This is a genomic window from Andreprevotia chitinilytica DSM 18519 (genome assembly GCF_000711875.1).
GTDB lineage: Bacteria > Pseudomonadota > Gammaproteobacteria > Burkholderiales > Chitinibacteraceae > Andreprevotia > Andreprevotia chitinilytica.
In genome coordinates this window covers 105,569-120,707 of the sequence record NZ_JONM01000007.1, presented here as the reverse complement: position 1 = coordinate 120,707, position 15,139 = coordinate 105,569, and the positions used below count along the sequence as shown (strand labels likewise).

General features: G+C 60.5%; 9 protein-coding genes. 2 read left to right on the top strand and 7 right to left on the bottom strand.

Annotated elements, in window-relative coordinates; translation table 11 throughout:
- Window positions 1-15 precede the first annotated feature (15 nt).
- The 7 genes from BR41_RS11115 to BR41_RS11085 form a co-directional block, all read right to left on the bottom strand.
- Window positions 16-3,111 carry a multidrug efflux RND transporter permease subunit gene (locus tag BR41_RS11115; protein ID WP_035056602.1) on the bottom strand — a complete coding sequence of 1,032 codons (3,096 nt, stop codon included), beginning with the start codon at window positions 3,109-3,111 and terminating at the stop codon, window positions 16-18.
- A gap of 304 nt (window positions 3,112-3,415) precedes the next feature.
- Complete coding sequence (locus BR41_RS11110) at window positions 3,416-6,535, bottom strand: MdtB/MuxB family multidrug efflux RND transporter permease subunit (protein WP_035056273.1); 3,120 nt, start codon at window positions 6,533-6,535, stop codon at window positions 3,416-3,418.
- Window positions 6,536-6,746: 211 nt separating this feature from the next.
- Window positions 6,747-8,069 (bottom strand): MdtA/MuxA family multidrug efflux RND transporter periplasmic adaptor subunit, encoded by a 1,323-nt coding sequence (locus BR41_RS11105; protein WP_084187049.1) that lies wholly within the window; start codon window positions 8,067-8,069, stop codon window positions 6,747-6,749.
- A gap of 141 nt (window positions 8,070-8,210) precedes the next feature.
- Window positions 8,211-8,861 (bottom strand): endonuclease III, encoded by a 651-nt coding sequence (nth, locus tag BR41_RS11100; protein ID WP_035056270.1) that lies wholly within the window; start codon window positions 8,859-8,861, stop codon window positions 8,211-8,213.
- A 13-nt stretch (window positions 8,862-8,874) separates the two neighbouring features.
- Window positions 8,875-9,429 carry a DinB family protein gene (locus BR41_RS11095; protein ID WP_035056268.1) on the bottom strand — a complete coding sequence of 185 codons (555 nt, stop codon included), beginning with the start codon at window positions 9,427-9,429 and terminating at the stop codon, window positions 8,875-8,877.
- Window positions 9,430-9,557: 128 nt separating this feature from the next.
- A complete protein-coding gene (locus tag BR41_RS11090; RefSeq protein WP_084187047.1) occupies window positions 9,558-11,549 on the bottom strand; it encodes a S41 family peptidase in 1,992 nt (663 codons plus the stop codon).
- Window positions 11,550-11,818: 269 nt separating this feature from the next.
- Complete coding sequence (locus tag BR41_RS11085; protein ID WP_169741288.1) at window positions 11,819-12,637, bottom strand: MipA/OmpV family protein; 819 nt, start codon at window positions 12,635-12,637, stop codon at window positions 11,819-11,821.
- A 196-nt stretch (window positions 12,638-12,833) separates the two neighbouring features.
- Between BR41_RS11085 and BR41_RS11080 the strand changes: the two genes are divergently transcribed.
- Window positions 12,834-13,559, top strand: coding sequence for a response regulator (locus BR41_RS11080; RefSeq protein ID WP_035056259.1), 726 nt, complete (start codon window positions 12,834-12,836; stop codon window positions 13,557-13,559).
- A gap of 160 nt (window positions 13,560-13,719) precedes the next feature.
- Entirely contained in the window at window positions 13,720-15,015 is a 1,296-nt protein-coding gene (locus tag BR41_RS11075; RefSeq protein WP_035056257.1) for an ATP-binding protein, read from the top strand.
- Window positions 15,016-15,139 lie beyond the last annotated feature (124 nt).

Below are 15,139 nucleotides of genomic sequence, written 5' to 3'. Positions count from 1 at the left end.
TTTGGCGCGTCATCATCACCCCTCCACCCCCAACCCCTGCGGCTCGACTCGCCCACTACGCCGCATCGCCCACAGCCGGAAGCGATCCAGGTAGAGATAAACAACCGGCGTGGTGTACAGCGTGAGTAACTGGCTGACTACCAGCCCGCCGACAATCGAAATCCCCAGCGGCTGGCGCAGCTCAGCGCCGTCGCCGTGGCCGATCGCCAGCGGCACCGCGCCGAGGATGGCGGCCATGGTGGTCATCAGGATCGGGCGGAAGCGCAGCAGGCAGGCGTGGAAGATCGCGTCGTGGCTGGTCATGCCCTGCTTGCGCTCCGCATCCAGCGCGAAGTCGATCATCATGATCGCGTTCTTCTTCACGATGCCGATCAACAACAGCACGCCGATCAGGGCGACGATGGTGAACTCGGTGTTGAACAGCATCAGCGCCAGCAAAGCGCCGACGCCGGCCGAGGGCAGGGTGGAGAGGATGGTGATCGGGTGCACATAGCTCTCATACAGGATGCCCAGCACGATATAGACGGCGATGATGGCGGCCAGAATCAATAACGGCTGGCTGTTCTGCGATTGCTGGAACGCCTGCGCGCTGCCGGCGAACTTGCCCTGGATGCCGGTCGGCACGCCGATGCGGTTCATGGTGTCGGCGATCACGGTCGTCGCTTCGGAGAGCGACGTGCCGGGGTCGAGGTTGAACGAGATGGTGCTGGCGACGAACTGGCTCTGGTGATTCACGCCCAGCGAGGTGAAGGTCGGCGCGTAGTGCGCCACGGCCGACAGCGGCACTTGCGCCCCGCTCGACGTGATCATGTAAACGTTCTTGAGCGCTTCCGGGCTTTGCCAGTACTGCGGCGCGACTTCCATCACCACGTGGTACTGGTTGAGCGGGTTATAGATGGTCGAGACCTGCCGCTGGCCGAAGGCGTCGTTCAGCGCCGAATCGACCTGGCTCACCGTGAGGCCATATTGCGCCAGCGCATCGCGATCAATGGTCAGCGTGGTTTGCAGACCCTTGCTTTGCGAATCGGTGTTCACGTCCTTGAGCAGCGCGACATTGGATAGCGCCTCGCGAATCTTCGGCTCCCATGCCCGCAGCAAATCCAGATCATCGGCCTGCAAGGTGTATTGATACTGCGCGTTGCCGGCCCGCCCACCGATGCGGATGTCCTGCACCGCTTGCAGGAAAAGTTGCGCGCCCGGCTCCTTGGCGAGCTTGCCGCGCAAGCGGGCGATGACCGCATCTGCCGACATCTGCCGCTCGGCCAGCGGCTTGAGCGAGACGAACATCGAGCCGGTATTGCGTTGCGAGCCGCCGGTGAAGCCGACCACGGTATCCACCGCCGGGTCTTGTTTCACGATGTCGATGAAATCCGCCAGCTTGAGCCGCATGGCCTGGAACGAGATGCTCTGGTCCGCCTGGATGTTGCCGACCAGCCGGCCGGTATCCTGCTGCGGGAAAAAGCCTTTCGGGATGACGATGTAGAGATAGACGTTGAGGCAGATGGTGATCAGCAGGATCAGCATCATCAACGGCCCGTGCTTGAGTGCCCACGTGAGCGAGCGGCGGTAACCGGCCAGCAGCGCATCGAACACCTTTTCGCTGGCGCGGAACAGGCGGCCCGGCTCTTTGGGCTCCGGGCGCAGCAGCCGCGAGCACATCATCGGCGTGGTGGTGAGCGAGACCACCAACGACACCAGAATCGCCACCGACAAGGTGACGGCGAACTCGCGGAACAGCCGGCCGACGATGCCGCCCATCAACAGGATGGGAATGAACACGGCCACCAGCGAAATGCTCATCGACAGCACGGTAAAACCCACTTCCTTCGCGCCTTGCAGCGCCGCCTGAAAGGGCTTCATGCCATCTTCGATATGGCGCGAGATGTTCTCCAGCACCACGATGGCGTCATCGACCACGAAGCCGGTGGCGATGGTCAGTGCCATCAGCGACAGGTTATTGAGTGAAAACCCCAGCAGATACATCGCCACGAACGCGCCGATCAACGACACCGGCACCGCCACGCTGGGGATCAAGGTCGCCCGGCCGTTGCGCAGGAACAGGAACACCACCAGGATCACCAGCCCGACCGACAACAACAAGGTGCGCTCCACCTCAGCCAGCGAGGCGCGGATGGTGGGCGTGCGATCCACGGCTACCTGCATGTCGATGGCAGCGGGGATCGATGCCTTCAGGCTCGGTAACAGCGCCCGTACCCGATCGACGGTTTCGATGATGTTCGCGCCCGGCTGGCGGTTGATGACCAACAACACCGAGGGCTTGCCGTTGGCGGAACCGGCGTTGCGCAAGTCCTGTACCGAATCGACCACATCGGCCACGTCGGACAGCCGCACCGGGTTGCCGTTGCGGTAGCTCACGATCAGCGGCAGGTATTCCTTGGCGGTCTTGGCCTGATCACTGGCGTAGATCTGCCAGTGCTTGTCGCCCTCTTCCAGCATGCCTTTGGGGCGATTGGCGTTGGCGGCGGAGAGTGCTGCCCGCACGGTTTCGAGCGGAATGGCGTACTGGTTGAGCGCGGTCGGGTTCAGCTCCACCCGCACCGCCGGCAAGGAGCTGCCGCCGACGCTGACCTGCCCGACGCCATCCACCTGCGAGAGTTTCTGCGCCAGGATGGTCGAGGCGGCGTCATACATCTGGCCCTGGCTCATCGTGTCCGACGTGAGCGCCAGAATCAGCACTGGCGCATCGGCCGGGTTGACCTTGCGGTAGTTCGGGTTGCTGGGCATGCCGGACGGCAACATGCTGCGCGAGGCGTTGATGGCCGCTTGCACATCGCGCGCCGCGCCGTCGATATCCCGGTTCAGCTCGAACTGCAACGTGATCCGCGCCGAGCCGAGCGAGCTGTTCGACGTCATCTCCGTCACGCCGGCAATGCGGCCGAGCGCACGCTCCAGCGGCGTCGCCACCGTGGCCGCCATCGTCTCCGGCGATGCGCCGGGCAGGTTGGCGGAGACGGAGATGGTCGGGTAATCGACTTGCGGCAACGGCGACACCGGCAACAACCGGAACGCCACGATGCCCGCCAATGCCACGCCGAGCGTGAGCAGGGTGGTGGCGACCGGACGTTTGATGAAGGTGGAGGAGAAGCTCATGGCCGCCACCCGGTGGTGCCCGAGTCAGTGCCGCACTCCCCCCTTCCATGAAGGGGGGGCGGGGGGGATTTCGACGATGCAGAAAACTTCGCTAATGCTTGGTGATAATTCATCCCCCCCTTCGCGGAAGGGGGGTTAGGGGGGATTTCGGTGGATGAACAACCATTCCGGTATTCGGAAAGCTGAAGTTGGATTTGTCTCCGTGTTTCTTTGCCAATGAATGGATGAGGACGAAACAAAATCCCCCCTAACCCCCCTTCCGCGAAGGGGGGGATGTGGGCTGCAGTGACCTGAGCAATGTTCATCATCGCTGTTCAACCCCAACCGCGTTTACACCACCATTCCTACGCGCCCGCCACCCCTTGAACCGCCGCCCCAGGTCATCAAACGCCAGATAAATCACCGGCGTGGTGAATAGCGTGAGCAACTGGCTGACCAGCAAGCCGCCGACCATGGTCACGCCGAGCGGATGGCGTAGTTCCGAGCCAACACCCTGGCCCAGCATCAAGGGCAGGGCACCCAGCAGCGCGGCCAGCGTGGTCATCAGGATCGGGCGGAAACGCAATTGCGCAGCCTCGAAGATCGCCTCACGCGGCGCTTTGCCGTGCTCGCGTTCGGCCTCCAGCGCGAAGTCGATCATCATGATCGCGTTCTTCTTCACGATCCCGATCAGCAGCACGATGCCGATGATGGCGATCACCGATAGATCGCTGCGCGCAACCAGCAGCGCTAGCAACGCGCCGATGCCGGCCGAGGGCAGGGTGGAGAGGATGGTGATCGGGTGGATGTAGCTCTCGTACAGCACGCCCAGCACGATATACATGGTGATCACGGCGGCGAGGATCAGCCACAACTGGTTGGTCAGCGCCGAGCGGAATGCCAGCGCCGCACCCTGGAAGCTGGTGACGATGCTCACCGGCATGCCGATTTCCTGCTCGGCCGCTTCGATCAGTTTCACCGCGTCACCCAACGCCGCGCCGGGGGCGAGGTTGAACGACACCGTAGCGGAGGGGAATTGCGCCAGATGGTTGATCGCCAGCGGCGAGGTGCGTTCTTCGATGGTGGCGACGGCCGACAGCGGCACCTGCTTGCCGCCTGTACCCGGCACATAGATATCGTTCAGCGATTGCGGGCCTTTCTGGAAGCCGGGCGCGACTTCCAGCACCACGCGGTACTGGTTCGACTGGGTGAAGATGGTCGATACAAGCCGCTGGCCGAAGGCGCTGTAGAGCGCGTTATCGATGCCGGCCGGTGTGATGCCGAGCCGCCCGGCCGCATCGCGGTCGATGTTGACGAAGGCTTGCGCGCCTTGGTCTTGCAGATCGCTGGCGACATCGGCCAATTCCGGAATCTGCTGCAGGCGGCTGACCAGCTTGGGTGTCCACGCCGACAGCTCGGCCGGATCGGACGTTTGCAGCGTGAACTGATATTGCGTGCGGCTGATGCGGTCTTCGATGGTCAGGTCTTGCACCGGCTGCATATACAGCGTGATACCCGGCACCTTGATGACTTGCGGTTGCAGGCGGCGGATCACATCGCTGGCCGATACATCGCGCGTGTCGTGCGGCTTCAGGTTGATCAGCATGCGGCCGCTGTTGAGCGTGGCGTTGGTGCCATCGACGCCGATGAACGAGGTCAGGCTATCCACCGCCGGGTCTTTCAGGATCACGTCGGCCAGTTGCTGCTGGCGCTCGGCCATGCCGGTGAACGAGATCGACTGCGTGGCATCCGAAATGCCCTGAATCACGCCGGTATCCTGCACCGGGAAGAAGCCCTTCGGCACGAACACATACAACACAGCAGTCAGCACCAGCGTGCCGAGGGCGACAAACAAGGTGAGCCGGCTATGGTCGAGCACCCAGTCCAGCATTTTGGCGTAGCGGGCGATGACGCCGTCGATGACCGCGCCGCTGGCGTGGAAGAACCAGCCCTGCTTTTCTTCCGGCACATGCTTGAGCAGGCGGGCGCACATCATCGGCGTGAGCGTGAGCGAGACCACGGCGGAGATCAGGATCGACACCGCCAGCGTGATGGCAAATTCGCGGAACAGGCGGCCGACCACATCGCCCATGAACAGCAGTGGAATCAGCACCGCGATCAGCGAGAAGGTGAGCGAGATGATGGTGAAGCCGATCTGCTCCGCGCCTTTCAGCGCGGCCTGCATCGGTGTTTCGCCCTCTTCGATATAGCGGGCGATGTTCTCGATCATCACGATGGCATCGTCGACCACGAAGCCGGTGGCAATGGTCAACGCCATCAAGGTCAGGTTGTTGATCGAGAACCCGGCCATGTACATCACGCCGAAGGTGCCGACCAGAGACAGCGGCACGGCCACGCTGGGGATGATCGTGGCCGGCACATTGCGCAGGAACACGAAGATCACCATCACCACCAGCGCCACCGCCAGCAGCAGCTCGATCTGCACATCGGTGACCGAGGCGCGGATGGTGGTGGTGCGGTCAGTCAGCACCTGCACATCCACCGAGGCGGGCAGGCTTTGCTGCAACGAGGGCAGCAGCTTCTTGATGCTGTCCACCACCTGAATCACGTTCGCGCCCGGCTGGCGCTGGATGTTGAGGATGATCGCCGGCTTGGCATTGGCCCAGGCGGCGAGCTTGCTGTTCTCCGCGCCATCGACAATCTCGGCGATATCCCCCAGCCGCACCGCCGCGCCGTTCTTGTAGGCGATGATCAGCTGCTTGTATTCATCCACCGATTTGAGCTGGTCGTTGGCATCGATGGTGGACGCACGCAAGGGGCCGTCGAAACTGCCCTTGGCCTGATTGGTGTTGGCGTTGCCGATGGCGGTGCGCACGTCTTCGATGCTCATGCCGAAGCTGGCGAGGGCGGTCGGGTTGGCCTGAATGCGTACCGCCGGGCGCTGCCCGCCCGACAAGCTGACCAGACCCACGCCCGGCACCTGCGAAATCTTCTGCGCCAGCCGGGTATCGACCAGGTCTTCCACCTTGGGCAAGGGCAGGGTGGGCGAGGTGATCGCCAGCGTGAGGATCGGCGCATCGGCCGGGTTTACCTTGCTGTAGATCGGCGGCATCGGCAGATCGGTCGGCAGCAGGTTGTTGCCGGCGTTGATCGCGGCCTGCACTTCCTGTTCCGCCACATCGAGGCCGATATCCAGGCTGAACTGCAGCGTGATGACCGACGCCCCGCCCGAGCTGGTGGACGACATCTGGTTCAGCCCCGGCATCTGGCCGAACTGGCGTTCCAGCGGCGCGGTGATCGACGACGTGGTGACGTCCGGGCTGGCACCGGGGTAGAGCGTGACGACCTGAATGGTCGGGTAGTCGACTTCCGGCAACGCGGAAATCGGCAGGAAGCGGAAGGCGACAAGGCCAGCAAGCAGGATGGCGACCATCAGTAGCGAGGTGGCTACCGGTCGCAGGATGAAGGGGCGGGAGGGGTTCATGGGGTGGTCCGCGACAGAGCGGTCAATGTTTCACTGAACTTTAAGCGCTGCGGGTGTTGACCTCCCCCTTTGTGAAGGGGGATTGAGGGGGATTTCGACGTCACTTCAACTTGAGATGTCGTAGAAATCCCCCCTAGCCCCCCTTCGGGGAAGGGGGGGACGAGTGATGCGTGCAGTAGCTGGTTCCCGCAAGATGGGATCTGAACCGCCATCACGAATTGGCTCCCTTATCCGAGCCAGCACCTGATCCGTCACTACCATTCTTATGCCGATGCTGCGCCCCGCTCGCATTCGCTCCACCCTTGCCACCATGCGGCCGCTTGCCCGCAACGCCACTCGCATTGGCCGCCACCACTTCAACCTTGCCGCCTTCCTTGAGCTTGTCCGCGCCATCGATCACCACCACGTCACCGGGTTTCACGCCGGACTGGATCACCACGTTGTCGCCATCGACCGGGCCGAGGGTGACCGGTTGCGCGCTCACGCTGGTGTCTGCGCCAACCACGAACACAAAGGTGCCTTGCGCGCCGCGCTGCACGGCGGCAGTCGGCAGGATGGTGGCGTTGTGCAGGGTTTCGACCAGCAGGCGCACGTTGACGAACTGGTTCGGGAACAGCGTGCCGTCTTCGTTCGGGAACACGGCCTTGAGTTTGACGGTGCCGGTGGTGGTGTCGATCTGGTTATCGACGGTGAGCAACTTGCCGCTGGCCAATTTGGTTGTCTGCGCGCGGTCGTAGGCATCGATGGCCAGCGTCTGACCATCGTTCAACTGCTTGAGTACCGGCGGCAGCTTGTCTTGCGGAATGGTGAACAGCACCGCAATTGGCGTGACCTCGTTGATCAGCACCAGTCCATTGGTATCCGAAGCGTGGATCAGGTTGCCCGGATCAACCTGCCGCAGACCAAGGCGACCGGAAACCGGCGCGACGATGCGGGTGTAGGAGAGCTGCAGCCTGGCCGCATCGACCGTCGCCTGATCGGCCTGCACCGTGCCTTCGGTCTGGCGCACCAGCGCGGCTTGCGTATCGACTTGCTGCTTGGAGATCGAATCCTGCGCCAGCAGCGTCTGATAGCGGGCGAGGTCTTGTTTGGCGTTGGCGAGCAGGGCCTGATCCTTGGCGAGCTGGCCTTGTGCTTGCGCGAGCTGGATGCGGAAGGTGGCGGGGTCGATCTCGGCCAGCAATGCGCCGGCTTTCACCACTTGGCCTTCCTGAAAGTGCAGCGCCAGCAAGGGGCCGTCGACACGTGAATGCACGGTGACGGTGGACGAGGGCGTTACCGTACCCAAACCGTTCAGATACACGTTGAGATCGCCGGATCGCGCCGGCTTGGCCTGCACCGGCATCGGCTTGTTGCCCTGGCCGGGGCCGCCACGCTTGCCGCCACCCGCATTGGCTTGCGTCGACGCTTGCGGCTTGGCGTTGTAGATCAGGTAAACCCCGCCCGCGAGGATGATGGCGGCGGCGAGCAGCCACAGCCAGCTGCGGCGGGGTTTAGCGGTGGTGGGTTGGGTGTTGAGCGGTTCGGCGGACATCGGCTGTTCTCGGTGTGAACGGCGCGCCGGGATTGGGCAGGCCCGGCTCGCAAGGTTGCTTTTCGGTGGAGCAGGCCTGAATAACGTCAGGTTGGAACTTGGGTTTACCCCTTTTCCAAAAACTTACGAATTTCGGGGGGATTACCGCCCCTTCGGCGGCGTCATTTCCTTCCCTTTGTAGTCGCATACGTCCGCCACCACACAGCGCCAGCACTCCGGCCGTCGGGCCTTGCATACGTAGCGGCCGTGCAGGATCAACCAATGGTGCGCATTGAGGCGGAATTCCGGCTCGGTGACTTTCAGCAGTTTGTCTTCCACCGCCCGCACATCCTTGCCGGGAGCGAGGCCGGTGCGGTTGGCGACGCGAAAGATATGCGTATCGACCGCGATGGTCGCTTCGCCAAAGGCGGTGTTCATCACCACGTTGGCGGTCTTGCGGCCCACGCCCGGCAGCGCCTCCAGCGATTCCCGATCGCGCGGCACTTCACCGCCGTGCTGCTCGATCAGGATGCGACAGGTTTCCAGCAGGTGCTTGGCCTTGCTGCGATACAGACCGATGGTAGCGATATAGCCTTTCAGCGCCTCCTGCCCGAGCGCGAGGATGGCAGCGGGGGTATTGGCAACCGGGAACAAGCGCTTGGTGGCCTTGTTCACGCCCACATCGGTGGCTTGGGCGGACAGCAGCACGGCGGTCAGCAGCTCGAACGGTGTGGTGTAGTCGAGCTCGGTGGTCGGATGCGGATCGAGCTCGGCGAGCCGTTGATAGAAGGTGTGGCGGGTTTGCTTGTTCATTGCGCGGCGCAGTCTAGTTGAGCGGTTCGTCGGGAATCAGCATCGGCAGATCGGTCACGCCGACATCGACACCGGCCTGGAAGAACAGCGTGCTGGCCTGGCCGCGGTGATGGGTCTGATGGTTGAAGAGATGCATCAGCACCAAGGCGGAACGCTTTTGCTTGTGCTCGCCCTTGGCGTTCTTGTAGGCCAGTACGTGGTCGAGATCGGCATCTTTCAGCTCGGCGACGAAGGCGGAAATGACACCATCGAGCAACTGGCGGCGCGCGGTGTAGGAGGCCAGATCCGGGCAGACGAGTTCATCCAGCGAGGCGGGGATCGGCAAATCGCGGACTGGCTCCAGCGAGGCATAGCCGGCCGGATGGTTGAGAAAGCGCTTGAGCCACATCGTATCGGCCACGATCAGGTGATTGAGCGTGCCGAGAATCGAGCCGAAATACGCCTTGCGATCACGCAGCAATTCGTCGGCCGGCAACTGGGCGGCGGCCTCGATGACCTTGGCGTTCATCCACTGGTTGTATTGGCCAAGCAGGACGAATTGGTCGGATCGGGGATTGGCGGCGGGCATGGCGGGCTCCTGGGCAATTGTGTTGCGAAGAGCCTGATTGTCGCGGGGGGATGTGCCGCTCGGCAAGCGCGTGCCAGAAGGTGGGTCGCAAACTGGCACGTCTTTGCCTGAGCAAGTGCAACAAAGCCCTATTTTTGCGCGATCACACGCACACTGCGCTGCGTGTTCCAGCGTGGCGTGTGCCCTGCGTCAATGCCAACAATACGCAAGGTATAAGATTGTCCGGTACGCATTGCTGGCAAAGGCAAGCGCACTGTTTGGGGCGCACCATAGCTATAAACAGGCAGTGATTTAAACAATTCATGGTCCACGTAGACTTGCACATACTCGGTTTCAGCAGTCTGAATATCCAGGTTGGTCGTGGTTTCTTCAACCTCGATTACGTCTGCCACGGGATGCACAAATTTAAACAATGAGCGGGGGGGCGGTTTAGACAATAAGTGAGTGGTGATCTTATCGAGCTGGGTTTTATCCCCATTCGTCAGATCACTGAATGTACGCGGCACATTGACATCTGCTGCACAGCCTTCATCTTCGATAAGCTCATTCTTGTGATACCCATCACGGATCGTTTGCAACCACGAAAACCTCATCTGCACGCCACCAGGAAGCGGTTTAAACCAAGCAGGGCCATTTTCAGCCAGGACGCTATGCGGTATCGGATTGCTGCCACCACCACCTGTCAATGGATCTTCACCATACAGCGTAGCGGCGCCATTATCTTGCATCGCGCAGCTGAACATCTCCGTTGCTGAATAACTGCGTGCATTTGTTAATATCCCTACGGGTTTATAATACATTTGCCCCAGGCTATTGGCTTCTTCCAGTGATAATTCAGTTGTCGTTTGGGTGTAGGTGTTGTTGGTTTTGGCTGCTTCATCAATAAGCTTTACCAGTTTGGGTTGAAACGCCCTGAAAACATCCTGATTCAAGAATTGCGCATTGAGTTTTGTATTTAACAGACGAACAGCATTGGTGTGGGCAGGGCCAGGGGTGAATATTTGCAGTAATTTGTCTACGTATTGATTGTCGCCGCCACCGTTGTTGCGAACATCGATCAACAGCGCATTGGTATCGGCTAATTGTTCACGCAAGAGATGGGCAATGATATTCAATGATTGATCTGCATCATCATTGATTGGCTGAAAACGACTAATTCCAAGGTAGGCTACGTTGCCTTTGGGGATGATCGCCCATTCAATAGCAGGGTCTGCTGTAGTGTTTGTTGCAAAATATAAATGCTCGATATCGCTGCGCTGAACGGGCGTTATCGCACCCACTTCTTTTTGATCAAGCACTTGCATTTTCGAAGGTGGTTTTGGGTTGGGCGATTGAGCGGGGATGTTTTCGGTTTTTTCTAGCAGTTTAGCGTCGTCATATTCCACCAGCCACGGCAGCTGAATCGTGTACGCTTCGCCAGTTCTTGCAGAGCGCAATTTCAGTAATGCCGTGTCATGTGCGGGTGGTAAGTTAAGCGCGTGATCAATTTGTGTCATGTACTCTAGCGCACGGGAAAAGCCACCGTAAGGGTTTGCGCCTGAAACCATCGGCATCAATTTGTTTATTGCTTTTTGAGTCGGCAGCTCATCATATTCAAGTAGTTGATCGCCGACTTCAGGTTTTCTGGTTGAAGGCAGCATCGAGTCAAATACAGGTAGTAGCTGCTCGACGCGCACCACACTTGATCCATCATGGGTTCGTGTCAGTGTAAGTGGCAAATAGCTTTTGAATGCACTGTGCGGCAGCGGAAAAATGTAATTCAAATGTCGGTCGCGTTGATTGATGAAAATCTGGCTGAGCTGTTGATGTAATTCGCGCGTGCTGAGCTTGTCCAGGTGATTGATGAGTTGCTGGATGGATAGCGCTGGGTCGACATGACCTTGGTTCATGCTGGGGTAGTTGCCGTAATAATTGTTTTTTTCTTCACGTTCAACGTAAAGATCTCGCAACAGGAGCTGAGCTTGTTCGGCAATCGTGCGTTTATCTGTTGCGTTCAATTCGTTGAATTTAATCTGGTCTCGGATATTGGATAAATAATCTGTCCTTATTTCTGCCCGTGCTTGTAGCGACCATGCAGCAAAACCAAACAAACACAATTTACTTAAAATGCTTAATTTCATGATGCACCTACTCCAAGATATACAGCGGCAAGGCGCTGTTGCATAAGTCAGTCCAGATTTGAAGTGACTCAAACCTCAGACGGATTCATGCCACCACCCCGTTTTCGGCATGCCGAGCTGCGGTTTTGCAGCTCGGCCACCTGTTGATCAAAGTCTCTCGGCATCACCCGTTCACCCAGCAACTTGAAGCAACGCATCTTGGTTTCCACCAGACTGCGCCGGTGGTAATCACGCCACTGTCGGCGGTCACGAGTGCGTTGAGTTGCCCCTCAAAACGTATAAGACACCACTGACATCGCGAAAAACCCCTGCTTTTTCTGCACGATCGGGCTGCCAGCCGCGTCACCGAGCAGACGGCTGACGCCCAGTTCCGTATGCGTGGACCAGTTGGGCGTGATGGTGTAGCTCCATGCCGCGGATACAGATGTGCTGTCGACGCCCGCGTGGGTGCTGTAGGCGTTGAATGTGGTATTGGCGGCTTGCTGTGCGGTGACGCCAAAGAAGGACTGCGTGTACTTGCTCGAGCCGAAATGCACGCTGGGTGTGATCGTGATCTTGTGCGCACCTTGGTCGAACACTGGCACGGTCAGGTCGACATGGCCGGCAACGCCGCGTTCGCTATGTGTCAGCGGCAGTTCGAGGGTGAGGCTGGTGGTGGTTTTGCCGTAGATCGGCATGCCGACGGTGATGACGCCAAGCACGGAGCCAGAGATATCGCCCATGCCTTTGAGGTAATCGTTGCCGGGTGTGTTGTAGCTTTGCTTTTCTTTGCGCCCGCCATCGTAGGCGAGCACCGCCGACGCGAACATGCTGTTGGAGAACGTGGTTGCGTAGCCGGCGCCCTGCGCGGTATCGACGAACCAGCCGTTGCCGAAGTCGGCGCGGAGCGCGATCTCGGGCGCTGCATGGTAAACCCTGCTGCCTTGATATTCCTGGCTGACGCCGACCCCCAGTGAAGCCGTATAGGTGATCTCGGCTTTGGCCGAGAATGAAGCCGTCAACATGATGATGGGGAGTGCGAGCAGGTAAGCGTTTGGAAACAGGGCAGGAAGAAGGGCGGGAAGGCGGGCTGGACGGGATTGACGCACAGAGAACACTCCAGGGTTGGAAGAGTTCGCAGTCTCACCATTGTGCTGATTCATGTCTGTCTGGAATTGGCGGGTAATCTGTGCGCAATTATGGGTAAGTGTCTTGAAGTTTATTTTGGCTCCAAACTGACGGCATGAGCGCATACACTGGCGCTTCGCCGACCCGGAGACGGGGGAATTAAGAAGGAAATGGGGCATGGATGACACGCCGCTCAAGATCAAGGTGCTGCTGGTCGAGGACGACGATCGCCTCGCGCAGCTCGTGCGCGAGTACTTGAGCAATTACGAGTTCGAAGTGACCATCGTGCGGCGCGGCGACGTGGCTGAAGCGGCCGTGCGCGAGCAGCAACCGGCCTTGGTGATTCTGGATCTGATGCTGCCACACATGGACGGCATGGAGGTCTGCCGCCGTATCCGTGCGTTCTCGCAGGTGCCGGTGCTGATCTTGACGGCGCGGGTGGATACCTACGATCAGGTCGCCGGGCTGGAGCTGGGGGCGGACGATTACGTGCTCAAGCCCATCGAGCCGCGCCTGTTGGTGGCCCGTGCTCGTGCACTGTTGCGGCGGGCGCAGCCGGCCGGGCAAGCGGCCTCCCCGGCGCAAGGGAGCGAGTTGGTCTTTGGCGAGCTGGCGATCTCCCCGCCGAACCGCACCGTCTTCTGGCGCGGCCAGCTGGTGGAGCTGAAAACCGCCGAATTCAACCTGCTGCTGATCCTGGCCAAAGCGGCTGGCACGGTGCTCAGCCGCGATGACATCCTCAAGCAATTGCGCGGCATCGAATTCGACGGGCTGGATCGCACCGTGGATTCCGGCATCTCCCGCTTGCGGCGGCGCTTTGGCGATGCCTCGCCCGAGCCGCAGAAGATCAAGACGATCTGGGGGCGGGGGTATCTGTTCAGCCCGTCAGCGTGGGAGGAATGAGCGCCGCTGGCAAAACCCTGCTGGCGGCGTTGTGCTCGCTTGCCGTACCACTTGTACTGTCTGCGCTCGCACGCCTTGCCAGCACCGCTACGCTGGGTTTTGCCAGCGGCGCTCGCTCCGATTCTTGCCCTGCACGCTTCATCACACACCGAGACCCCCCATGCTGCGCCCACTGATCAAACTCTATTTGCTGGTCTGCCTGGGCGTAGCGGCGGCGGTCCTGTTCATCAATTACGCCTTCATCCCGATGTTCCACGAGCGCTTTTCCGCAGATGTCCGCGAAGGCTACAAGGGTTATGTGTTCGTGCTGACCGACTATCTGGAGCGCCATTCGGGGGCCGAGCGCGCAGCTGCATTGGCTCGTTTGCAAGAGAATGCGCAGGAGCGTTTCAGGGTCTTGAGTCAGGCCGACGTGGCTCGTTTGTCCAGCAAAGAGCAGCGCGATCTCCGTGCCGGCAAACTGGCGATGAGCCTCGATGGCAAGGACTATTACTTGTCCTTGCGCGACGGCACGGTGATCCACGCGCGCACGGTGGAAGCGGATAACACCGACATCAATGTGATCGCGTATGGGGTGGTTGGCTTGACCACCTTGCTGGCGGTCATCGCCTGGGTGCACTTCCACTGGCGGGACCTGCGCAAGTTGCAAGAGGCTGCCCGCAGCTTTGGCGCCGGCAACCTGGCGACGCGCGCGACGCTCAAGAAGAAATCCAACATCTACGCGCTGGCCCAGCAGTTCAACGATATGGCTGAGCGGATTCAGGCCTCGATCCTGCACCAGCGTGAAATGATGCACGGCATTTCGCACGAGCTGAAAACACCGATCGCCCGCCTCGAATTCGGCATTGCCTTGCTGCAAACGACAGAGCCGGAAGCGCAAGCCCGGCAGGCGGCACTAAGCCGCGACGTGCGTGAGCTGGATGAACTCGTCACCGAGCTGCTGACGCTCAGCCAGCTGGAGCAGGGGGCGACGAATCTGGTGTTGATGCCGGTTGCGGTGGGGGAGTTGCTGGATAGCGTGGCCGCCAGTGTTGCCAACGACGTAGCGGATCGCCAGATCGAGTTGTCCGTCCACATGGCTGACGCCCCGGCCGAGCACATTTGCGACCCCCGGCTGGTGGCGCGTGCGCTGCTGAACCTGATCCGCAATGCCAGTCGCTACGCCAGCCACGCCATTACCATCCGCGCCGAAGCCGGCCCGGATGAGACATTGCGCCTGACGGTGGAAGACGACGGGCCGGGTATTCCGGAGGCAGATCGCAAGCGGGTGTTCGAGCCATTCCTCCGCCTGGATGCCAGTCGCGACCGCCACACCGGCGGCTTTGGCCTCGGTCTGGCGATTGTCCGGCGCATTGCGCTGGTGCATGGCGGTGAGGTGGTGCTGGATCGCAGCGCGCTCGGTGGGGCACGGTTTGTGATTGTGCTGCCGGTGTTGGGAGTGGAGGCGGTGGTTTGAGTTGGAATGCCTGCAATTCTCGCTGACATGCTGTGCTTGTCTCCCCTCGCCCTCGCGTGCAAGGCTTCAGCCTTGCTCAGCTATTAGTGGGAGAGGGGCCGGGGGTGAGGGTGGGGAGAAAGAT

Coding starts and splice junctions, on each gene's coding strand:
- BR41_RS11080 (WP_035056259.1), top strand. CDS start 12,834: ATGGATGACACGCCGCTCAAGATCAAGGTGCTGCTGGTCGAGGACGAC.
- BR41_RS11075 (WP_035056257.1), top strand. CDS start 13,720: ATGCTGCGCCCACTGATCAAACTCTATTTGCTGGTCTGCCTGGGCGTA.
- BR41_RS11095 (WP_035056268.1), bottom strand. CDS start 9,429: ATGCCCGCCGCCAATCCCCGATCCGACCAATTCGTCCTGCTTGGCCAA.
- BR41_RS11105 (WP_084187049.1), bottom strand. CDS start 8,069: ATGTCCGCCGAACCGCTCAACACCCAACCCACCACCGCTAAACCCCGC.
- BR41_RS11090 (WP_084187047.1), bottom strand. CDS start 11,549: ATGAAATTAAGCATTTTAAGTAAATTGTGTTTGTTTGGTTTTGCTGCA.
- BR41_RS11110 (WP_035056273.1), bottom strand. CDS start 6,535: ATGAACCCCTCCCGCCCCTTCATCCTGCGACCGGTAGCCACCTCGCTA.
- nth (WP_035056270.1), bottom strand. CDS start 8,861: ATGAACAAGCAAACCCGCCACACCTTCTATCAACGGCTCGCCGAGCTC.
- BR41_RS11115 (WP_035056602.1), bottom strand. CDS start 3,111: ATGAGCTTCTCCTCCACCTTCATCAAACGTCCGGTCGCCACCACCCTG.